The sequence below is a fragment of the Zarconia sp. genome, from assembly GCF_057467645.1.
Genome location: NZ_JBRJXU010000176.1, coordinates 1 through 22,304 on the forward strand (window position 1 = coordinate 1; position 22,304 = coordinate 22,304).

Annotated in this window: 17 protein-coding genes and 1 tRNA gene; 12 read left to right on the plus strand and 6 right to left on the minus strand. The window is 50.3% G+C overall.

All coding sequences use genetic code 11. The annotated features are described in order from the left end of the window. Both AC2215_RS26120 and AC2215_RS26125 read left to right on the plus strand, forming a co-directional pair. Positions 1 to 338, plus strand: a 338-nt coding sequence (locus AC2215_RS26120; RefSeq protein ID WP_486812965.1) for a hypothetical protein, incomplete at its 5' end; no start/stop codon positions are given. Continuing rightward, entirely contained in the window at positions 328 to 2,403 is a 2,076-nt protein-coding gene (locus tag AC2215_RS26125; RefSeq protein WP_486812966.1) for an FG-GAP repeat domain-containing protein, read from the plus strand. The genes AC2215_RS26120 and AC2215_RS26125, both read left to right, overlap by 11 nt. Positions 2,404 to 2,888: 485 nt before the next feature. Here the strand turns inward: AC2215_RS26125 and AC2215_RS26130 are convergent, their stop codons facing one another. After that, complete coding sequence (locus AC2215_RS26130; RefSeq protein WP_486812967.1) at positions 2,889 to 3,473, minus strand: VOC family protein; 585 nt, start codon at positions 3,471 to 3,473, stop codon at positions 2,889 to 2,891. A gap of 105 nt (positions 3,474 to 3,578) precedes the next feature. Here AC2215_RS26130 and patD point away from each other — a divergent pair, with 105 nt between their 5' ends. From patD to AC2215_RS26145, 3 genes are all read left to right on the plus strand, one after another. Continuing rightward, a complete protein-coding gene (gene patD, locus AC2215_RS26135) occupies positions 3,579 to 3,947 on the plus strand; it encodes a heterocyst frequency control protein PatD (RefSeq protein ID WP_486812968.1) in 369 nt (122 codons plus the stop codon). Between the two features lie 108 nt (positions 3,948 to 4,055). After that, positions 4,056 to 4,625, plus strand: a complete 570-nt coding sequence (locus tag AC2215_RS26140) for a zf-TFIIB domain-containing protein (protein ID WP_486812969.1) — start codon at positions 4,056 to 4,058, stop codon at positions 4,623 to 4,625. Positions 4,626 to 4,840: 215 nt separating this feature from the next. After that, positions 4,841 to 6,493, plus strand: a complete 1,653-nt coding sequence (locus tag AC2215_RS26145; protein WP_486812970.1) for a dipeptide ABC transporter ATP-binding protein — start codon at positions 4,841 to 4,843, stop codon at positions 6,491 to 6,493. A gap of 503 nt (positions 6,494 to 6,996) precedes the next feature. Here the strand turns inward: AC2215_RS26145 and queC are convergent. Then, positions 6,997 to 7,671, minus strand: a complete 675-nt coding sequence (gene queC / locus AC2215_RS26150; protein ID WP_486812971.1) for a 7-cyano-7-deazaguanine synthase QueC — start codon at positions 7,669 to 7,671, stop codon at positions 6,997 to 6,999. A gap of 220 nt (positions 7,672 to 7,891) precedes the next feature. Between queC and AC2215_RS26155 the strand changes: the two genes are divergently transcribed. From AC2215_RS26155 to AC2215_RS26175, 5 genes are all read left to right on the plus strand, one after another. Then, complete coding sequence (locus AC2215_RS26155) at positions 7,892 to 9,307, plus strand: hypothetical protein (protein WP_486812972.1); 1,416 nt, start codon at positions 7,892 to 7,894, stop codon at positions 9,305 to 9,307. A 2-nt stretch (positions 9,308 to 9,309) separates the two neighbouring features. After that, positions 9,310 to 9,382, plus strand: a tRNA-Lys gene (locus AC2215_RS26160). Between the two features lie 286 nt (positions 9,383 to 9,668). Then, on the plus strand, positions 9,669 to 10,802 hold the full coding sequence (locus AC2215_RS26165) for a glycosyltransferase family 4 protein (RefSeq protein ID WP_486812973.1): 1,134 nt from the start codon (positions 9,669 to 9,671) through the stop codon (positions 10,800 to 10,802). A gap of 145 nt (positions 10,803 to 10,947) precedes the next feature. Next, entirely contained in the window at positions 10,948 to 11,577 is a 630-nt protein-coding gene (locus tag AC2215_RS26170) for a pentapeptide repeat-containing protein (RefSeq protein WP_486812974.1), read from the plus strand. A 20-nt stretch (positions 11,578 to 11,597) separates the two neighbouring features. After that, entirely contained in the window at positions 11,598 to 12,590 is a 993-nt protein-coding gene (locus tag AC2215_RS26175; RefSeq protein WP_486812975.1) for a threo-3-hydroxy-L-aspartate ammonia-lyase, read from the plus strand. A gap of 941 nt (positions 12,591 to 13,531) precedes the next feature. Here the strand turns inward: AC2215_RS26175 and rfbD are convergent. The 3 genes from rfbD to AC2215_RS26190 all read right to left on the minus strand — a co-directional run bounded on the left by rfbD (position 13,532) and on the right by AC2215_RS26190 (position 16,460). Then, complete coding sequence (gene rfbD / locus AC2215_RS26180; RefSeq protein WP_486812976.1) at positions 13,532 to 14,416, minus strand: dTDP-4-dehydrorhamnose reductase; 885 nt, start codon at positions 14,414 to 14,416, stop codon at positions 13,532 to 13,534. A gap of 27 nt (positions 14,417 to 14,443) precedes the next feature. After that, on the minus strand, positions 14,444 to 14,992 hold the full coding sequence (rfbC, locus tag AC2215_RS26185; protein ID WP_486812977.1) for a dTDP-4-dehydrorhamnose 3,5-epimerase: 549 nt from the start codon (positions 14,990 to 14,992) through the stop codon (positions 14,444 to 14,446). 70 nt (positions 14,993 to 15,062) lie between these two features. Further along, a complete protein-coding gene (locus AC2215_RS26190) occupies positions 15,063 to 16,460 on the minus strand; it encodes a DUF2142 domain-containing protein (RefSeq protein ID WP_486812978.1) in 1,398 nt (465 codons plus the stop codon). A gap of 141 nt (positions 16,461 to 16,601) precedes the next feature. Here AC2215_RS26190 and AC2215_RS26195 point away from each other — a divergent pair, with 141 nt between their 5' ends. Continuing rightward, the gene (locus tag AC2215_RS26195; RefSeq protein WP_486812979.1) at positions 16,602 to 17,357 is read left to right on the plus strand and encodes a class I SAM-dependent methyltransferase; all 756 of its coding nucleotides are present in this window, start codon (positions 16,602 to 16,604) and stop codon (positions 17,355 to 17,357) included. 54 nt (positions 17,358 to 17,411) lie between these two features. Here the strand turns inward: AC2215_RS26195 and AC2215_RS26200 are convergent, their stop codons facing one another. Continuing rightward, the gene (locus AC2215_RS26200; protein WP_486812980.1) at positions 17,412 to 18,593 is read right to left on the minus strand and encodes a glycosyltransferase family 2 protein; all 1,182 of its coding nucleotides are present in this window, start codon (positions 18,591 to 18,593) and stop codon (positions 17,412 to 17,414) included. Between the two features lie 475 nt (positions 18,594 to 19,068). Here AC2215_RS26200 and AC2215_RS26205 point away from each other — a divergent pair, with 475 nt between their 5' ends. After that, positions 19,069 to 22,296 carry an EAL domain-containing protein gene (locus AC2215_RS26205; RefSeq protein ID WP_486812981.1) on the plus strand — a complete coding sequence of 1,076 codons (3,228 nt, stop codon included), beginning with the start codon at positions 19,069 to 19,071 and terminating at the stop codon, positions 22,294 to 22,296. Positions 22,297 to 22,304 lie beyond the last annotated feature (8 nt).

A 22,304-nucleotide genomic window follows, 5' to 3' on the forward strand; every position in this document is an offset into this window, starting at 1 on the left:
AAGGAGGAAGCACGAACGGTTTAAATATTTTCCTCGATGGCGATCGCCTCAACCTCGGTGCATGGGCAAATAATGCCGGAGAATGGCTCGATTACGGCATCGATGCCGATACCACCTACCACGTTGTGTTGGTCTTCGATCATGGCAATCTCACTGGCTACGTCAATAACCAGAAAATGGGTGAAGTGGACACCGGATTTACAACTTTGCCCGTCCATGATGGAGACATCGGCATCGGTCACAGGAACGACAACACCCGTTTTTCCAATACCAATGCCAGTGAGGGGGGTAATAACAAAAGATGGCGACTTAGACGCTGTTTTCGGGGTGCATTTTAACAGCGGTTCGGGGGCACTCCGGGTCTACGAAAATGATGGCGAGGGTAAGTTCTCTAGCGCCAATGGTTTATTACCGCTCCAAAATACCTCGGGTGGTAGCATTAGCCTCTCAAATGTCGGTTCGTCCTATCCCTCCCCAGCCTTTGGCGATGTGGATGGCGATGGCGATCTCGATATGGTCTTGGGTAACGACAATAAAATCCGTTATTTCAAGAATAATAATGGCACCTTCCGGGAACAGAACAATGCCAATAATCCCTTTAGCGACATCGATCTAGAAGGCAAAAAAACAACGGCTGCCCTCGGCGATGTGAACGGAGACGGTCGCATCGACCTCCTCCTAGGACGCAACAACAAGAAGAAAAATACTGGCGATCCCGGTCAGCTTTACCTTTATCACCAAAAAAACGATGGGTCCTTTAACAGTTCAGCCACCTCAACGAAAGAATTAGGAACCGGGAGTTACGATCGTCGTCCCAGTCCCACCTTGGTCGATATCGACTACGACGGGAAATTGGATATTGTTACGGGGGTAGACAATGGCAAAATCCGCTACTACAAAGGGAATGGCAGTACCAATTTGGGCAACTTCGTTCATCAGACGGGTGGCGATAATCCATTTGAACTCGTCGATATTGGTGACGAATCGACCCCGGCATTTGGGGACATCAATAACGATGGCTATCTAGATTTGGCTGTTGGAACGGGTAATGGCAACGGTCGGGTTTTGTTCTTTGCCAATCCCCCCAGCGATGGAACCCTTGAGTTTAAACTCGAGTCCCAGAATCTTTGGAACATTCCGTCCATTTCTAAAAATTTCGATTTAGGAGGGTTCAGCGAAGACTTCACGAAATCCACCAAAGTGGGACCGGTGAAAGTCTTCGGCGGCGCTGCATTTGACTTTGGTTTCGAGGCGGGTTTTGAATTGGAACCCGGTACGATTACCGCCGATCTGCCCTTCAATTTGTTAGTGGATGTTCCCGAGCAAGCCTCCGTGGGAGAGACGATCGATCTTGGGGCAGCCGTCCAACTCAATCCAGATGCAACATTCAACACAACCACCCCCTACGTGAAAGCCGGTCTAGATTTGGATTTCGAGTTTTATCTCGGGGGAGGCATTGAGGTCGATTACGGCGTTGGCAAAGCTGAGATCGACCTGGCTGATTTTCTAGGAACGGACATCAATTTCTCGACGAATCAAACCTTTGATTCCCGAACCTTAGAGTTGGGTAAGACTTTTGGTGTCAGTGACAATCCAGGCAAGGTAAAAGACCCAAACAAGGTAGAAGACCCAATAGAAGACCCAAACAAGGCTAAAGAGTTGGGAGATGCGAAAGCTAACGACCTCGAACCCAAGGACTACGAAGATTTTAACTTTGCCGATTTTAAATTCAAGTCACCCAACTTGGATGTGGAGGGAGCGGCATCGAGTGGATACTCGATTTCGGGTACCAAAACCTCGACCCTCGTCGAAACCAATTTGTTGATCGACGATACCTTGGTTTATCTCTTTAAGAAAACGGCCAATCCAACTCTCCATAAAATTGCTAAGTACTGGCAAGACGAGAAAAAATTTGGTTCGTCCAAAGTCGCCTGGAATCTCTTAGATTTAGGACTCGGCGGCGAGATTAATCTGAAAGCGAAATACGAACTAACCTTTGATGATATTACCGGAACGCTCTATGTTGAAAACGGATCGGGGGGATATACCCGACACGGGACGGGCAGCTTCGATGAGTTAACCGGTCAATTCGCTGATGTCCAGGTTGGTAGCGATGGCAACAGGAATGGCAAATTAGATTACTATATCGATTTTGCCTTGGTCAATCCCGAACTGAACACGAAAATGGATCTTCTCGTTGGCGATTTGACCTTGGATCTCGGTTTACTCAAAGGTCGCGCCGACATTAATGCCGGTTTCTTCAAGGACAAAGTGAAGTTTAGTGCTTTTGAGGATACCTTTAAACTTGGCTCGGTGAATCAAGGCTTTAACATTCTCAATCAGACCATCGACCTCGATGAATTCGAAGCCGCGACCTATAGTGGTGCGATCGACCTAGTGTAAAACCTAGAGTCTGCGATCGGCACTAAGCCGATCTCTGCAAACAAGCCTCGCTCTCTCAACCACCCGATCGCCTTGAGTTTAGGGCGATCGGGTTTACTGTTTTTAACGTCAGGTGCGGGATTGTTGTATCCGGTGAAGGTGGGGAACACCGGAATAGGGAATGGGGAATGGGTAACAGGGAACAGGGGTAAGAATTGATGATTTCAAGATGCAAATTGCCATCAATTTTTATTTTCACCAGAGGTCTATTATTAGATATAGCCAAGCACGGAGGACTTAGGACAGTCGATTTAGTAACGCAAAGACTGTAGGGGTCAACGGCCGTTGACCCCTACGGTATCTTCGTACCATATTGAATGTCTTAAGCACCCTGCGCTTAGCTATAAAGTACCCATATCCCATTACGAGCGGCTCGCAACAGACAAAAAGAAACCCCTATTTCATCAAAATAAGGGTTCCTTGAAAAATCGATCGAGCTAACGAATCTAGTTAGAGACTTCAGACATTTCGATCGTCCGTCCCTGCAAATCTTTGAGTAAAAAGTTTAACGGTTTGTCCCGGCGAATCTTGTATTTCGTGCCTTGGATTTGCGCCCGCATCAACACTTCTTCGAGACATTCGCGATCGAAACAAACGTGACGGTTGCGATCGTTGCTTCCCGTACTCGCGCCGGAAATAATATGCAGTTGAGTATTCTTTTTAAGCTGATACCACAGACCTTCGGGAATATCGTTTGCTCTCGGGGCTGTGGCACTTAAATCGGCGGACATGTAAAGCGGATCGATGCCCGTCGAACCCAGAGTTTGCTCGTAATTGTAATAATAATGCAGGGGAACCTCGGCCGCTGGGAGTTCGAACATCCCTTCATACAACTGCCGCGCGACTTCCAAATCCGATACCATCACCGTATAGACTTTGGGGGCACTGGTTAAAAACATCCACATCGCCACACCATAAGCTGCCAGCAGCATCACCATGATTCCCTGAGTGGAGAAGAGGGCATCGAGGGGCAATGCAGCCAAATACGGATTTACACTCGGAAGATCGATTGTTGCTAAGATCGCGAACATATAAACGTCTTTTGTTTTACAGGTCTGGACTAGACTTATCGGTTGCTCCTAGCTTCAATTGTATCAAGTTGTTTTCAGGCGTGGGGATAAGGAGAACCGAACGCGATGCTACCAGCAGATTTTCAAGAACGCTACACTCAACTCAAACAAACCTTGACTCAACTATCCACATCGGTGGAAGCCAATGGGATGGCAGGAGGGGAACTGAAGACGGAAATTACCCAACTGCAAAGTTTCTTTAACCAACAAGTTCTATCGTTGCCCTTTGCCCAACTCGACAGGGCTGACTTGACTCGCACTCAGTCCTACAATACAGAATTGCACAAGCAACTGCGGCTGCTGGCGACCGATGCGATGTTTTTGGGATCGGCCCGGCAGGCGGCGACTGTAGAGCAGCGAAAAAGGCAGTTGCGCGATCGGCTCTCGACTCTGGTACGCTACTGTGATGTGCTATTGGGTGTTTCCGGCGAGTAAGCGATCGGACCGATGGCAGTTTGCCGGTCAATGGGCACCATCGCTCGCGAACGGGGATGCCGTTCCCACATCGTTTTATCCGTCGGGGTAAGGAGCTGAAGATCAATTGTGAGATGTCCCAAAGATAAAAATTCAACCTTAGTCGATCGCACCCTCGATGGAGGTCTGGCGGTTAAGTACTGTCCCACCACCGAAGGGCAGTGGATCGGTGAAGCCGACTATCAAGCTTGGCTGGAAAATCAAGCACCAGCCGCCTCGGATTCTGCCTCAGTGGCACAACGGTTGACGACACTGGAATTCGAGCCAGCGGCCGAAGACCTTAAAGCCGCACTGTGTCCCGAATGCGGGCACTATCTCACCCGCGCCAAAGTGATGACGCAAAAGCCGTTTTTTGTCGAACGTTGCGGTAAGTGCGGTGGGATTTGGTGCGATCGGGGAGAATGGGAAGCGTTGCAAATGCTGGGGTTGCATACCCGACTCGACGCACTCTTCTCCGGGGAATGGCAGGCGCTCGTCCGAGAACGACAACAAAGCGATCGACAGCGAGAAGCCACGATCGATAAACTGGGTTCCGACCTCGCCCAGAAGATTTTTGACTTAGCCGATGCCCTCAAAGCTCATCCAAACGGGGATTTTGGCGTGGCTTATTTGATGCAACAATTTAATAAAGCGGAGTAGTGCCGCCATAAGGAGAGCAGGGGGAGAAAGGGGAGCAGGGGGGGAAATGGGAGAGGAGAAAGAACGTTGCAACTGACCCATTGTCGAATGGCACTCTTGCCCTTTTTGAGAAATACCCGATCGCGATCGAAGACCTGCGTATTTGGATTGGTACAATCTTTGCGATGGGGTATTCCTCAATGGCTTCGCCCCAACCGGGTAATTGATAAAAAACAGTGACACAAAACGACTCCAATCCTTTCCAATATCCGCTCTTTGACATCGAGAATTTGCGAATTACCTATCCCGGTGCGAGCGATCGGGCAGTCGATGGGGTCTCCCTGCGGCTGGAACCGGGGGAACGACTGGGATTGGTGGGAGAGTCCGGATGCGGCAAATCTACCCTGGGGCGGGCGGCGATGCGGTTGCTGCCGGAATCGACGCAAGTGGAAGGGCGGGTGACGTTTCGCGGAGAGTCGGTGTTTGACTTGAATCCGACCCAGTTGCGAAAGTTTCGGGGGGAGGTGGTGGCGCTGATTTTTCAAGATCCGATGACGCGACTCGATCCGCTGATGACGATCGGGGAACATTGTATCGAAACCCTACAAGCCCACCAACCGCAACTGACCCGCAAACAAGCCAAACAAAAGGCGATCGAAACTTTAGAAGCCGTCAATATTCCCGCCAATCGCTGGACGCAATATCCTCACGAGTTTAGCGGCGGGATGCGGCAACGAGTGGCAATCGCCCTGGCGTTACTTGTCGATCCGAAATTAATTGTTGCCGACGAACCGACGACGAGTTTGGATGTGACGGTCTCGGCGCAAATTTTGCAGGAGTTGACGCGGCTGTGTCGCGATCGAGATTTGGCACTGTTGCTGATTTCCCACGATTTGGCGATGGTGGGGGAATATTGCGATCGGATTGCGGTGATGTATGGTGGAAAAGTGGTGGAAACCGGACCGGTGGAAGCGGTTCTCAAGCATCCCCAACACGAATACACCCAATCCCTCTTAGAAGCCGCGCTACACCTCCAAGCGGCCAGCGAGAACTCGATACCCCAACCATCCCCAACGGCTGCCCCCTTGCTGCGAACTCAAGATTTGCAACAGCATTTCACGATCGAGTCCAACCCCATCGAACGCTTATTTTCCCAGGAAGATCGGTCGATTCGAGCGGTGGATGGGGTGTCGCTGGAACTCTACCCCGGCGAAACGTTGGGATTGGTGGGAGAGTCGGGATGCGGCAAAAGTACCCTTTCGCGTACGATCCTGCAACTCTTGCGTCCCACGGGGGGAACGGTGGAATTTTTAGGGGAAAATCTAACTGGGCGATCGCCCCGAGAAATTCGCCGGGAACGGCGGCAAATGCAGATGGTATTTCAAGACCCCCACGCCTGTTTGAATCCGATGATGACGGTGGGACAGAATATTGCCGATCCCCTGTTCGTTCATAACTTGGCCACGGCAACGGCGGCGAAAACCCAAGTTGAAGAAATGCTCGCGCGAGTCGGATTAACTCCCGTGGAAGACTTTTACCAGCGCTACCCAGCCCAACTTTCCGGGGGACAGCAGCAACGGGTGGCGATCGCCCGATCGCTGATTACTCGTCCTCAGTTGGTGATTTGCGACGAACCGGTGAGTATGCTCGATGCCAACGTGCAAACGCAAATTCTCGACTTGATGTTAGCGCTCAAACAGGAGTTTAACCTCACCTATTTGTTTATTACCCACGATTTGTGGGTGGCACGTTTTTTCTGCGATCGAATTGCGGTGATGAATTGCGGAAAAATTGTGGAAATGGGAAACACTTTTGATATTTTTAATACACCTCAACATTCTTATACTCAAACTCTTTTACAAGCGGCACCTTTACTCGATCGGCTCTAGTGCAGCGCGGCAGAAATAATTACCTAGCTCGGAGGACGGCTTGAAAGTGCTCGAACTTCCGCGAAAGTAAAGTATCTCGACGAGTAGTGTTGAGTGGGTTCGAGGGGGCGTGCGCCACTGGTAGAAATGTTGAGAAGAGTTCATCTCAAAAATGACTGGATGTTCGGTGAGATCGTATTATTGCCCAGGACGGGTAGCTAACGCCTTCGCTTCCATTTTGGTCAACCGACGCACACCAGCACTGCTGCCCAAACTCCGAGGAAAATCTCCTGGGTGGCCTACAGGTCGAGGGAGAACCCCTCGTCCACGATTTCCCACAGTGAAAAAGAGCGACTCGCGACCCCGCTCTAAGACACGAGTGAGCGGTTAACTCCAAATTTTCCCACCAGATGCCCATGCTCAACCCTACCTAAAAGAACCGGCCGGATTCACAGTGCCCCACTCATCGATTTGTCTAAACTCCAGTCAAACAAGACCGTCTGTATACTCCACCCAACTCGATCTTAGCGATAGGCGATCGGATCTTTGAGTCCCAACTCGGCAAACGCTGCTAGCCGCAACAGACAGGAATCGCACACCCCGCAGGCGAGTTCTTCTCCGGCGTAACAAGACCAAGTTTTCTCCCAAGGAACCCCTAGCTCGTTCCCCAATTGGATAATTTCTGTTTTTTTGAGATCGATGAGGGGGCTGACGATCGCAATTTCTTCTCCCTCTCTTCCCTGTTTTGTCCCCAGGCGGAACACGTCCTGCATTGCCGCGATGTAGTCCGGACGGCAGTCGGGATAGCCCGAGTAGTCCAGGGCATTGACGCCGATATAAACCCGCCGTGCGTCGATGGCTTCGGCATAGGCGAGGGCAAAACTGAGAAAGATGGTGTTTCGGGCGGGAACGTAGGTAATGGGGATGCGATCGGACATTTCGCTCAGGGTGCGATCGCTCGGAATCTCTAATGCATTATCGGTGAGAGCAGAACCGCCCCAGCGAGTCAGATCGAAATTCACGACTTGGTGTTCGACAACTCCAGCCGATTGGGCGATCGCATGGGCCGCATCGAGTTCCCGTCGGTGTCGCTGTTGGTAATCGAAAGAAAGAGCGTAACACTCGTCGCCCTCAGATGCGGCTTGATACAGTACCGTTGAGGAATCGAGTCCTCCAGATAGCAACACCACAGCTTTCACGATTGCTTCCCCATTTTCAAAATACCTATCATATAGCAGTTACCAGGTGAGTGACGGGGACTTTGAAAGTTTTCGATCGCTTCTAATACCCAAAGCCTGACGGAACCGTACTGCTACCCCTGCCCCCCCAGTTTCAACCTCCCGATCTCTCTGGCGGTTGCGATACGATCGTGGGCGAAGGGTTGGCTCGGTTTTTTTGGAGCTAAAAGAGGTAAATGAGATGACTAAAAGCGATCGCATCAACTGGCTGTACTGCTCTCTCAACGAACGCAAGCGACCTGAAGATGTTGCCGATGCGATCCTCGAACAATTCAAGAACAAGTTTAACGAGACCGAGCAAGCCACTTTACAAAAAGCTGCAAAAGGTTCTTTGAGGCAACATGTCTACCATTACACCTCAATGTTGGAAGATTTTTCTGCCCCTGTTGGTTTGCAACGTCAAGTTAATAAGGCGACGGAACTCTTCACCACTGCATATTCTCTAGATGAGCAAACCTGCGATCGCCCCGAAGCGGTGGAAAAGTTTATCCGTCACATCAGTCAAGAAATTCACAAATCCTTCGGTGGCAACGATTTTAAAACCGATCGCTTAAATCGTCAGGCGCGGCACGAATTGGGAATGGATATTTCCAAACGCCGTTACAACAAGCTTTTCCGCCATCTCACTCGGATGGAAGCCAAGCTCGAGAAGCTCGTTCGCGAGTTAAAAAAACTAAAGTTTACAAAAATTGGCAAGTCGGGACTCGCCCATACCCTGTCGCGGGAGAATTTTTCCAAAGATCCGAACGCGGCTTGTTTTATTGCCTACTACGTCGCCCGAGCGAACCGGCGAAGTGAGTTTACCATTTACGGTCAGCAGTGTCCCTACGATGAAATTGCCGATTTCTTATTCCAACGCTGTCGGCATCGGAAAAAAACAAATTGGTGGGCGATCGCTCATGTTTATCCTACCCAAGAGGTTTTAGCCCACTTGAGTAATTTTCAGAAAGGAAAACTCCTCGGACAGTGGTTCGGAATTCTCGAAGAAATCGGTCAACTCCTCGGCGAAGTTTGGGAGGACTCTGACATTAATCGATCGACAATGGTCGTCTGTCGCGGCAACGATTCGAGTACTTGGAATAACACCGCCAGTGCTTGGAATAAAGCCAGAAATAACTGGATTTCCTTACTTTATGCCATGGGAACGGAGGACGTCCTTCAGACTATTTGTTTTGGGAAAGTGCTGCGTCTGATGGCTGCGGATGTGGTGGCATGGCATTATCGTTCCGGGAGCAAACTCGACCCCGATACAGCGGTTTGGAACGAACTGCCATTGCCTTGGGAAGTTTTAGCGGGTAAAGCATCCTGTAATCTGGAAACCATCGAATTGGCGTGCTGGCAACACGATGTCGATCCCGCTCAAAAAGGATGGACGGTTCCTCGTCCGTCAGGACAACCCGTTGCGTTTACACCCACCCCGGAATTAGTCCATGGTGTTTCCGTGGCCAATCCGATGCTGGCTAAAGTTTTGCGAGAGTCGGGTTACTTTTCGGGTCAAACAACTAAACCTGCGATCTCCAAGAGCGGTGACATTCATCAGATCGCGTTGCAAGAGCACCATCAACGATTGCAAGGTCAAAACGATACGCTAAAATAGCATGTAGGGTAGCTCAGTGGTAGAGCGGTCGGCTCTTGGACCGGCTGGACGCAGGTTCGAGCCCTGCCCCTAAAATTTCAAATCGTCAAAGTTCCACATCGTCAAAGCTTTCTCAGCGATCGAATCCGAGCTCAAAGCTGACGACCGATCGCTGAATGCTGACATCGAATTTGCCCCAATCTGGGAGTTCGATCCGATCGCAAATTAAGCATAGGTAAAGGGAAGGATAAGGATCGAGGGAGCGAGGTTTCCGGTCGCTAATTTTTGATTCTCTACGTCCCAAACATGATATTGTGACATGAAAGTTCGTCACCTTACCCTTTAATCTATCGATCGTATCGATCCCCGACAGAAAACATCTATGCGTATCGCCTTATTTACAGAAACCTTTTTGCCCAAAGTTGATGGTATCGTTACCCGCCTCCGCCACACCGTCGAGCAGTTACAACGGGCAGGAGATCGCGTTTTAGTCATTGCCCCCGAAGGTGGCATTACTGAATACAAAGGCGCAAAAGTACACGGTGTTTCGGGCTTTCCCCTCCCCCTCTATCCGGAACTGAAGCTAGCGGTACCGCGTCCGACCTTGCGCCCGGTACTAGAAGATTTTCAACCGGATTTGATTCACATCGTCAATCCTGCGATGTTGGGTTTGGGGGGACTCTACTACGCCAATGCTCTCAAACTGCCGTTAATCGCCTCCTACCACACTCATTTGCCTCAATACCTCCAGCATTATGGATTAGGAATGTTTGAGGAGGTCTTGTGGGGTTTGCTGCGATCGATCCACAATCAAGCCCAACTCAACCTTTGCACCTCCACGGCAATGGTCAAAGAACTGACAGACCACGGCATCGAGCGGACTGACTTGTGGCAGCGGGGGGTAGATACGGAGATGTTCCAACCGCACTTGGTCAGTCAGAAGATGCGATCGCGCCTCTCCCTGGGTCATACCGACGCACCTTTGTTGCTGTACGTCGGTCGTTTATCCCCAGAAAAGGAAATCGAACAAATTCGACCCGTCCTCGAAGCCATTCCCAACGCCCGCCTCGCTTTGGTGGGAGATGGTCCCCACCGCCAAGCACTAGAAGAGCATTTTGCCGGTACCCCCACCCATTTCGTCGGCTATCTCCAGGGTCTCGAACTCGCCTCTGCCTTTGCCTCAGCCGATGCCTTCCTCTTCCCCTCCCGTACGGAAACCCTCGGACTGGTACTTCTCGAAGCCATGGCTGCCGGGTGTCCGGTGGTTGCAGCGGGGACTGGCGGTATTACCGATATCGTCGAGGATGGGGTCAACGGCTATCTTTTCGATCCCGAATCTCCCCATGGGGCGATCGAAGCCACCCAGCGCCTGCTAGCGGGGGGAGAGACCCGCGAAACCCTGCGTCAGAACGCCCGTCAAGAAGCAGAACGCTGGGGCTGGACGGCCGCGACGGCACAATTGCGTCAATATTATCAAGCGGTGCTCGCAGAGCATACCCTACCCTCGGTTGCGTAAGTTGTTTGGCAACCAGGAATCAGAGAGGATGAAAAAGGAGCGATCGGGGGTTTTGTCTTGGCATCTTGACCGATAAGATAAGGGTCGAGGCAACCACTGTGCCTCCCGATCGCATCTCGCTCACCCCAATCTCGCAAATATTTCAATGGTCAATGTCGAACATCTCGCCCAACTCAAACAAGGAGTCGATCGATGGGCGGCTTGGAGAACGCGCTACCCGGAGATTCAACCGGATTTGAGCGTGACAACTCTGGTAGATGTCGATCTGCGGGGAATCGATTTGCACGGGGCGAATCTCATCGGTACGGATTTGAGAGGGGTCGATCTTCAAGATGCCGATCTGTGTGATGCGAACCTCATCGGTACCAATTTGCGAGCGGCGAACCTTCAAAATGCCGATCTGTGCGGCGTGCAGCTCGATCGCAGCAACCTCAGCGAAGCCAATCTCCGCTCGACTCACGCCATCGATGCCAACTTGAACGGGGCGAATCTCTACCGTGCCGACCTCGTCGAAGCCTACCTTCCCCGAGCTAACTTCAATCGAGCAAACCTGACCCAAGCATATTTGAACGGGGCGTATTTGTTTCGAGCCGATTTGAGCGAGGCGAATCTTTTTGAAGCTTACTGTCGCTGGGTTAATCTGACCAAAGCCAATCTCAGAAACGCCAACTTGAGTCGGACGAATCTGCGCGGAACGAACCTACACCAGGCAAACCTAGAAAATGTGAATTGGGATGAGACGATTTTCCCCGATGGTAGAGATTCGGGGGTTTAATCAAATTTGAGATGACTTAAATGAGTACCGCATATCCGATTCCCGAGATCGATTTCGATCGCACCCACCTCGCCGTTGAGTATGGCGATATCGAAGCAGCGGCTTTGCGATTGTCGGGAGTCGCCCATCGAACCCCCGTCCTTACCTCAACGACACTCGATCGCATCACCGGTAGCCAGGTCTACTTCAAATGTGAAAATTTCCAACGGGTGGGTTCGTTTAAGTTTCGGGGAGCGTACAATGCCTTATCGCAACTTTCCCCCGAATGTCAAAAGCGGGGAGTCCTGACCTATTCTTCCGGTAACCACGCCCAAGCCATCGCCCGGGCCGGTCAACTTTTGGGAATTCCCACCACCATTATCATGCCCGAAGATGCCCCCCAGGTGAAAATTGACGCCACGCGGGGTTACGGGGCCGAAGTGATTCTCTACGATCGCGCGCGGGCCATCAGAGAAACCCTGGGAGGTGAAATTGCCCGAGAGCGCAATTTGACGCTTATACCCCCCTATAACCATCCCCACGTCATCGCCGGTCAGGGAACGACCGCAAAAGAGCTGATCGAAGATGTGGGGGAACTTGATTTACTCCTGGTTTGTTGCGGCGGAGGCGGGTTGCTCTCCGGATGTGCGATCTCGGCGAATGCTCTATCTCCCAACTGTCGCACGATTGGGGTAGAACCACAACACGCAGACGATGCGACGCGATCGTTCCACACCCAAGTTCTGCATCGCATCGATAACCCCAAAACGATCGCCGATGGAGCGCGTACCCCCTATTTGGGAACGATTACATTTCCCCTCATCCTCCACTACGTTGCCGATATGGTCACCGTGCCTGAAGCGGCGATTGAAGAAGCAATGTTGTTTCTGTGGGAACGGATGAAAATCGTCGTCGAACCCACCGGAGCCTTAGGAACGGCTGCGTTACTCTCAAAAATTGTGAGTTCTCCCAATGCCCGAATCGGTGTCATCATCAGTGGGGGCAATGTCGTGATGCGTCACGGGTCTTTTTGACACTCCCCCACTTAAAATATGGGGGATTCTTGGTTCTACGACAACCCTTACTACTAACCCTTCTCTTGCAGAAAAGTGTTTGCACCAGAGGGGCTTGTCTCCTCAAGCGTTTTAGAGATTACTCTCCCAGTTCCCGTATGCCCTACGGTACTGTACGTATCGCGCGCGTTTTAGGTTTGACGCTGTTATGCGTTCTAGCTATGTTTTAGGCGGGTTTTCGCTACCCCTCCACTGCCCGGATACAAGGTCAGGTTCACGCCTCTTTTTTATCCCGCTGACATGCGGCTAGCAGCCATTTGGCTATACCCTGCTTGATTTATGACGCACCTACATTATACTAGGGTCTGTCATCCGTTAGCCGTACATCCCCGACTAGGCATGGGTTTTAGCTTTCAGAGGGATTTGGGTTCGCTCTCCTTAAAATGCCTACCCTGAAAAGCTTCTAGATTTAACTGATGACACGCCCTAGGCTCTTTGTTTGTCCTGTGACACTTTTCAATGCGGTTAAAACCGCTCGCGTCGCTTTCATCTCCAGGTTTTAACACGGGAGCTTTCAGCCTCCCGCACTTCTTTAGGTAAGGGACAGAGGTACTGGGTTTGTACTCGAACGGTCTGTACAACTGATATAGCTCGCGCGCAAAGCAATTAGGATGATTTAGATTCAGTTTGAGTCTTTGTAAATCTTGTAGGGGCTTTAGCGCAGCCATGCCGTTTGCGTAGCATCTGGTGAGGGAGAAGGCTATACGGCCGTTGACCCCTATAGTACTTTCCGTCCCCAATAAAATTTCCTCGCGTCCCCTGCACTTATAGCGGTACGAGCTTTCATCGATCGCTTCAATGCATGACGGTTGAGGCTTGAAGCATTCAGCGATCGACCGACGAACTGAAGTCCAAAATAGATTGAAAGGGTCGCGCCGGCGCGAACCCTCTCGAAACATCAATTACATCCGAGATTTCAAATCTGCCAACATCTGCCGCAATCCCGATCGCCAATGGGGAGGTGGCGCGCCCAAAACTTCGGCAATTTTTTGGGTGGCGAGGACGGAGTAAGCCGGACGCTTGGCGGGAGTGGGATAGTCAGCGGTGGTGATGGGAAGCACCCGATCGAGTTTCACCGGGAAGCCGAGGGGTTTGGCTTCCTCGAAAATCGCCACGGCGAAATCGTACCAACTGGCCGCGCCGCTATTGGTAAAGTGGTAGGTTCCGGACACATCCCGATGTTGGGCGATAACACCGGCAATGGCGCGGGCGATATCTCCCGTCCAGCTAGGGGTCCCGATTTGGTCGGCGACCACCCGCAGTTCCGGACGATCGCCCCCCAGTCTGAGCATGGTTTTGGCGAAGTTCCCAGTTCCCCCCGCACCATAGACCCAGGCAGTCCGCAGAATGACGTGTTGGGGTGTGGCCCCGCGGACGGCTTCCTCTCCGGCGAGTTTCGACTGTCCGTAGGCCCCGATGGGTTGGGTTGGGTCGGTTTCGAGGTAAGGATGGCTTTGGGTGCCGTCAAAGACGTAGTCCGTGGAGATGTGGATGAGGGTTGCCCCGAGTTTGTGGGTTTCTTCGGCGAGGACACCAGGGGCGATGCCGTTGATTTGATGGGCGAGTTCGGTTTCGCTTTCGGCTTTGTCCACAGCGGTGTAGGCGGCGCAGTTGACGACGACATCGGGCTTCATTTCGGCGATCGCCTCGCGAATCCCGTCAGATTGGCTTAAATCGAGGCGATCGCGCCCCAAACCGATAATGTCGAGGGTTTCGTCGGGGGATAAAACCTGCTGTAACTCGTGACCTAACTGACCGTTAATGCCGGTAATTAATATGCGACTCATGAAATTATTTGGCGAATGTTTTCTGGGCTAGGCAAAGACTTCGGCATCTTTAAAAGATGAGGCAGCTTTATCTTTTGCCGAGAGCATCGGTTCGATTCCATTAAGATGCCAATCGATGGCTAAATCCGGATCGTTCCAGGCGATTGCCCGTTCGTGTTCTTTGGCGTAGTAATCGGTGGTTTTGTAGAGAAATTCTGCCGTTTCTGAAAGGACGACGAAGCCGTGGGCAAATCCAGCAGGAACCCAAAATTGCCGCTTATTTTCGGCACTGAGCAAACATCCAACCCACTGCCCGAAATAGGGTGAGCTTTTGCGAATATCAACGGCCACATCGAAGACTTCCCCCTCGCAAGCGCGCACGAGTTTACCCTGGGCTTGTTGAATTTGATAGTGCAATCCTCTCAATACGCCACGCACGGATTTCGAGTGATTATCTTGAACGAAAGTTTCCGTAACGCCAGTTTTTTCTGTAAAGACTTTTTGATTGAAGCTTTCATAGAAAAATCCCCGATCGTCTCCAAATACTTGAGGCTCAATAATCACCACGTCGGGAATTTCTGTGGGAATAACTTTCATGAATCAATTTCGCATAGGCTAAACTTGCGGTATTATATCACTTTATTTTTTTCAAAACTTAAAGATTTAATTAAAAATAATAGCGATTCGTTAAAGAAATTATCAATATTATTTCGATGACTAAGAGGTAAGCAATTGCATAGATTTTTAGTTTTCTTCCCATCCAATTGAATTGAGAATTGGTTAAGCACAGAAATAATAATGGTGAAAGGGGAATTAAATATCGACCTTGAATATAAATCACCTTATCGGCACCCACCGGGGTTAAGGTTAAGTAGAATAAGGTGATAATTAAGCAAAAATTGGCGATGGAGATCGCCGCAGAGATAATTTTTTGTCTCCAGGAAAGAGAAAACGGGCGATCGCCACTTCCCATTGCTAAAAACATGATAAAAAATGGGTAGGAAATAATCGCTGGCATAGGTAAGCGAGTATCCAGCCATCCCAGCTTTCCGACAAATTCTTCAATATAAGAACTACCAAATGTAGCAATGCTATTAGCAATAACTTGCAAGAGATAAAACGGATTTTTGCTTAAGAATGATAACTGTCCGGCAAGAGAGACATCATCAAATAACGGAACGTACACCTGACTCGCAAATTTATACCAAGTCAAGCTAAAAATGATGCAAGTCGATAATATAGAAATAAAAATTACGATATATTTTTGAAGATTACCCAATTTCGAGTGGGGAATCAGCCAATATAAAAAGACTAAGGGAAGATAAGCTTGTTTCGTGAGGGCGATCGAAAGGGGCAAGATAAATAACGGTATTTTTAATTTCCAGCTTAGTGTTTCGGGGACAAACGCACAGTACAAACAAAAAGCCAGCCAGAGAAAAGAAATCCCGATCGCAAATACATCTGCCGAGAGCGATGCGGATTGAAAGATAGACATTGGCATTAACAGTAACCCCACAAATCCCCATTTAAAGATTGGTGATAGGCGGATACTACTATATCCAACAACTAGCCAAAATAGTAAATTAAAGAATCGTCCGACATACATCATCGCCAGAGGAGACAGTTGGAAAAATCTTGCCGTTGCAATCCCTATAATTTGTGGAAGATAGGGAATCGGAGAATAAAGAACGATAGTCGGAAACTTAATAAAAACGCGCTCTTCTGGATTTAAGGATAAATCAATAATTTTCAAGATATCGCTAACATTTTGTTTTCGTTCCGGACGAAATCGTAAATCTTCTTTCGATGCCGTTCGGACTGTGGTTAGCAAACTTTTGGGTAGAGTTCCTCCCGCACAAGGACGTTCGGGAAAATAATTGCTATACCCGTAACAATTTCCTTTTTGATACTCGGCAATAATTCGACCTTCAGAAATTTGAAACGCTCGGTAAAAGTGCTGGTATTCATCGGGAGATTGAAAGGGAGGAATAATGAAGATTAAAAGAATGCCAAAAAGACTCGCAATTGTTGTGAAAACAGTCGTGGGCGATCGCCAAAATTGCATTCGATGGAACACCAAGAATCAGACCTCTCAAAATCAGAGTTGACAGGGAATTCGTTTTATTGTAGAAGATAAAAGTATCGGACTAAACTGAGAGTAAAAATACTCATTATTTATAGACAATTCGAGGGTTAATTGCGTGCCATGACAATTTTTCGTCCGCCTCAAATTCAAGAAACGCGAGAATTCTATCAAACCTTAGCCGAGAACGATCGCTATCAAGAGCATATTTGGGGAAAGTCGCAACGCTTCAACAGCGAAAAGTCTGTCACCTCAGTCTCGATCGAGGAATATTTTACCCAGAAAATCTCACCTTTCCTCAAATCCTCCGATAAAGTCATCGATATTGGCTGCGGTTCCGGTTTGTTCCTACCCATTGTGGCTCGGCGATGCCGCAAATTGGTGGGAGTGGATATTTCCCCAGAATTTATTCGAGATAGTCGAGAAACCATAGATCGATTTGAGTTAAGCAACACCCATGTCTGCCTGGCAAAATCAGAAGAACTGCCGTTTCCCGATGGTGAATTTGATACCATTTTAATGGTGGATGCCATTCATCACATTTACCACCTCGCTGAAACTATTTCGGAAATGAAACGAGTGCTAAAACCGAATGGGAAACTGATTATTTTCGAACCGAATATTCTCAACCCCGCTCTATTTTTAATGTGTTTATTGGATCGTAATGAATGGGGGGCGATCGGTTTGGGACGAAAATCAGCTTATCGGAGTCTATTTCAGCCCTTTTTTCAAATTGATGAGATCGAATACAATGGATTGCTTATCGGTCCCGATTCTCCCCTCAATTTAAAAATTGCCGATTTTCTCAATCATCCCACGTACTCGCAGTTTTGTGGCTGGTTGAATCCCAAAATTTTGATTGCGATGACCAATCGCTAAAAGGTCTGCGGGAAAATAGACAGACCCAACTCTCAAATACTAAAACCGAGCGGTTCATCCCAATCCCAAATCTTTCAAGCCTCGGCGCAGTTGTTCGGCAACGGGAGACTGGCGTTGTTCGTACAGGGCGATCGCTTTTTGGAACGCAGTCCGAGAGGCGATCGCCTGACCCGTTTTCAGCAGAACGACCCCCAAATTTTGATAGGCTTCGGCGTAGGTGGGATCGAGATCGATGGCTTGTTGGTAAGCGGCGATCGCCTCGCGAAATTTCCCCATGGCTTTAAGGGTGAGTCCCAGATTGTACTGAGCGATCGCCAAGGTGGGATCGATTTGCAAAACCCTGCGATAGGTTTTAGCCGCTTCTGCAAGGTTCCCCTCTGCTTCGAGTAAATTGCCGAAATTATTGTACGCCCCGATTTTCAGGACTGGGGGAATTTCGATCGCGATCGCCGTTTGATAGTGAATTTTTGCGCGATCTTGCTGATTTTGCCGAGTGCGGGCGATACCGAGATGGTAGTGTAGTTCGTAGAGAATTGGAAGCGCAGGGTTGACTTTCAGTCCCCGTTCGAGCAGTTCGATACCCACCTGAAGCTGACCCTGCCAAACATACAGCGCCCCCAACTTACTGAGTACGTAGCCATCTTGGGGATGTTTGGCGAGGTAGCTCTCCATCGCCGTTCTGGCTCGATCGCTTTTCTGCTTGCTGGCAATCGTACCGGCTTGGTAGCCATCGTGGAGAATCGCCACCCCCTCCAACTGCCGCACCTGCCATTGCGGTTCCCGTTGCAACAGAATTTCGATGCTGTCATCGACGATCGCGTGATAGGGTCGGGTAAAGTAGACGGCTTCGTGGCGGCGAAACAGGCGCGAAACCGACGAGTAGGGAGATTGGGATGCACCCACTTCCCGACGTAATAGGTTGATTGAAAGGCAATCTTCAGCGGCGATCGCTTTTTTCAGTTGGGGCACAATTTCCGGCACCAGGGTTTCATCGGCATCGAGTACCAGAACCCAGTCCCCCGTCACGTATTCGAGGGCGGCATTGCGGGCAGCGGCAAAGTCATCGTTCCAGGCAAACTCACCGACGATCGCCCCACACTCGCGAGCAATCTCGAGGGTGCGATCGCCCGATCCCGTATCCAGTACCACCATTTCATCCACCACCCCCGTCGCGCTATTCAAACATCGCCCCAAGGTGGCTTCTTCATCTTTGGCGATAATGCACAAACTTAGCATTTTGTCAATTACTCGAGCGGGCGCAATCGTCTTTCATTGTAAGTCGATTTGTTCGCCGCCAGAGAGCCAGAGAACTGGCTGAGCAGATCGACTCATTCAAAAAATTTAACCCAACGGAGCCTCCGAGGGCGAGCCTCCTCGAGCCCGATCGGTTGCAAAGCGTGCAAAGAGGATGGGTTGGTGGTGTCGTTCGTCTTGAGCTGGAAGCGGAAAAAGGATAGTTTAAAGGATTTAAGCAAGTTGACCTCGAAAAATTGGGTTCGATTGGTTTACAGGGGTTTCAGTCTGCGTCAACTTGCACGTTACACTTGAACAAGGTGTTAAATTAAGTGTTTTTTCGTACGACTTCTTTGTGAAAATCGTTTAATCTAAGTAATATCCACGATATTCTACGTAATATCACGGAACTTTCTTGAATCTCGGGTCACCGACATTGAATGCAAGCAGCGTGGGGAATCAGCTAATCGAAAAGAACATGGTAGCTCAACATAAACCCATATGGCAGTTTTTGAGCGAGCATCAAGCCCCATTACAGGCGATCTCGGAGCACAATCCCAATGGGATGTTCGTTGTCGCAGTCGAAACAGCCATCACCAACTCTTCCGAACAGGTCACATTTTTCCCGATTGCCACCAACCCAGCCTTCAGGAAAATGCTGCAAGTGGAGCCATTCGAGAATCGATCGTTGCGCTTGCAAGATTGTCTGAATCCAAACGTGGCCCGTATTTTCAACGATTGTCTTCAGGAGTGCTATCACCAGCGACAAACGATTCGTCGCCCCATTTCCCTTCGTACGAGTGAAAACTACGATCGCATACTGATGACTCTTTCTCCTGTTATTGAAACCAACGGTATTGTTTCCCACATCGTCGGGATTTGCGAAGATCGCTGCCAGGAACAGCGTTTGACAGTTGAAACCCGACTACTGCGCTCGATTTCTGCCGCCTTGCATCCGAGCCAAACTCATATTAACAACTCTCCCGATCTCGAAACCACCCTCACCGCCGTACTTAAGCAAGTGTGCGACGCGACGGGTTGGGATTATGGCGAAATCTGGATGCCCAACGCCGACGATTCGGTGCTCGAATGCTCTCGAGCCTGGTACGATCGCCACGGCACCCTGCAAGCCTTTCGAGATCGAACGGCATCGATGACCTTTTCGCGGGGCACCGGACTGCCCGGACGGGTTTGGTTATCGAAACGACCCGAGTGGAATCAAGATGTTTCCTACCAGCCCCAAACCCGGTTCTTGCGGGCGGAGGCGGCCGCTCGATGCGGACTCAAAGCCGGTTTTGGCATCCCGATTATCGCCGAAGATCGGATCTTGGGGGTGGTGGTCTTTTTCCTGCTGGCCCCTCGCCAACCCGATCGACAAGTAGTGACCCTCGTCGAGACGATCGCCGATCGCTTGGGACTGCTCCTCCAGCACAAGCAAACGGAAATCGCCCTGCGGCAAGCAGAATCCAAATACCGCCAGATTTTTGAAAATGCCGTTGAGGGGATCTTTCAAAGCACTCCCCAAGGTCAGTTCTTGGCGGCAAATCCCATGCTGGCTCGCATTTACGGCTACAATTCGGCCGACGAGTTACTCGAAACCGTTCGCGATATCGCCGGGCAACTGTACGTTAACCCCGAACGGCGAACGGAATTTACCCAGCTTCTCCACGAAAACGATCGCGTGTGGGGGTTTGAATTGCAAGTGTATCGCAAAGATGGCAGTATCATTTGGGTGAACGAAAATGCCCGCGCCATCCGGGATACGCGCGGTCGGGTGTTGCGATACGAGGGAACCGTCGAGGATATTACCCTGCGCAAGCAAGCCGAAGCGGAGGTGCAGCAATGCGATCGCCTGCTGCGGGGAGTCGCCGAGGCGATGAACTACTTAATTTCCGAACCAGATTACCAGGTGGCCGCCAACAAAGCCCTGGCAGCATTGGGGATGGCCGCTAACGTCGATCGGGTTTATATCTGCGAAGCCGAAACCGAATCTACCTCCGATGCTTGTACCATGCACAAGCAGTTTGAATGGGTTAGCAACTGCGTGAGGGAGTCGGGACCTCGAACGGGAAAAAAGACCCAGTCTGCCGAAAATCCCACCACCCTAGCTCGATGGTATCAAACCCTGGAAACGGGGAATTTGGTGAGCGGTCTGACCCGAGACCTACCGGAAGCGGAACGGTGCGTTCTCGACAACGATGGTATTGTTTCGATCTTGATGGTTCCCATTTATCTCGATCGCCAATTTTGGGGCTTTATCGGCTTTGGGGATTGCCAGCAAGAGCGTCAGTGGTCGAGTAATGAAGAATCCATCCTCCAGGCGATTTCCGCCACCCTGGGAGGCGCGCTGCAACGCTATCGATCGGAAACGGAGATGCGCCATCAAGCCTCCCACGATTTGCTCACCGGGTTGCCCAATCGAATGCTCTTCGATCTCCAACTACCCCGAGCATTAGAAGACGCGCGACAGCACGGTCACCGATTGGCGGTGATGTTTCTCGATCTCGATCGCTTCAAACTGATTAACGACACCTTGGGTCACCCCGTCGGCGATAGCCTCCTGCAACAAATGGCCAAACGATTGGCCGCTTGTCTGAGAGATTGCGATACCATCGCCCGTTGGGGAGGAGACGAGTTTATCTTACTGCTGCCGGATATTCACGGACCCGAAGATGTGATTCAAATCTCCCAGAGATTGCTCGCGACACTGCAACCGGCATTTCAGATCGACAACCATCAGTTGCGCGTATCGAGCAGTATCGGTATTGCCATCTATCCCGACGATGGCGAGGATGCGGAAACCCTCACCAAACACGCCGATGTCGCCCTGTATCGGGCAAAAGATAAGGGGCGCAATAACTACCAACTCTACCAACCGGCGATGAGTTCGGAGGCGTCGGAATCGTTAATTCTGCGCAATAGCTTGCATCAAGCCCTGGAAAATCAAGAGTTCGCTATCTACTACCAACCGCAAGTCAATACCCAAACCGGCAAGATTACCGGCATGGAAGCCCTTACCTATTGGCAGCATCCCGAGTTGGGGTTGATTTCCCCCCAAACTTTTATTCCCCTGGCGGAGGAAATGGGTTTGATGGTGCAAATCGGGCAGTGGGTTTTGCAAACAGCTTGCACCCAAAATAAAAAATGGCAGTCTCGCGGTTTACCGTCAATTTGTATGGCCGTTAATCTTTCGGCGCGGCAGTTCAAACAACTCAATTTAGTGGATATGGTGGTGCAAGTTTTGGAGAAAACTCAACTCCAACCCCATTTTCTCGAGTTAGAAATTACGGAAACCACCGCCTTGCAAGATGTGGATTTGACCTGCGGCATCCTGCGGAAACTGCAAAATATGGGGGTGCGGATTACCCTGGATGATTTTGGCATCGGCTACGCTTCTTTGAGCTATCTGAAGAAGTTTCCGTTTAATAAGATTAAAATCGATCGTGCTTTTATTCGGGAACTCAATACCAGTTCGACGGATATCGCGATCGTCCATGCCATTTTGGCCTTGGGACGCGGTCTCGATTTGAGCGTGGTCGCCGAAGGGGTGGAAACCGACGACCAGCGAGAATTACTCAGTCACCTCAAATGCGAGGAAATCCAGGGATATTCCGTCAGTCAACCCTTGAGTGCGGAGGATGCGATGGAATTGCTCGAACAGGTGAGTTTGAAGCACATTGCCATGGGTGGATCGAAATCCCATTAACGGTATAG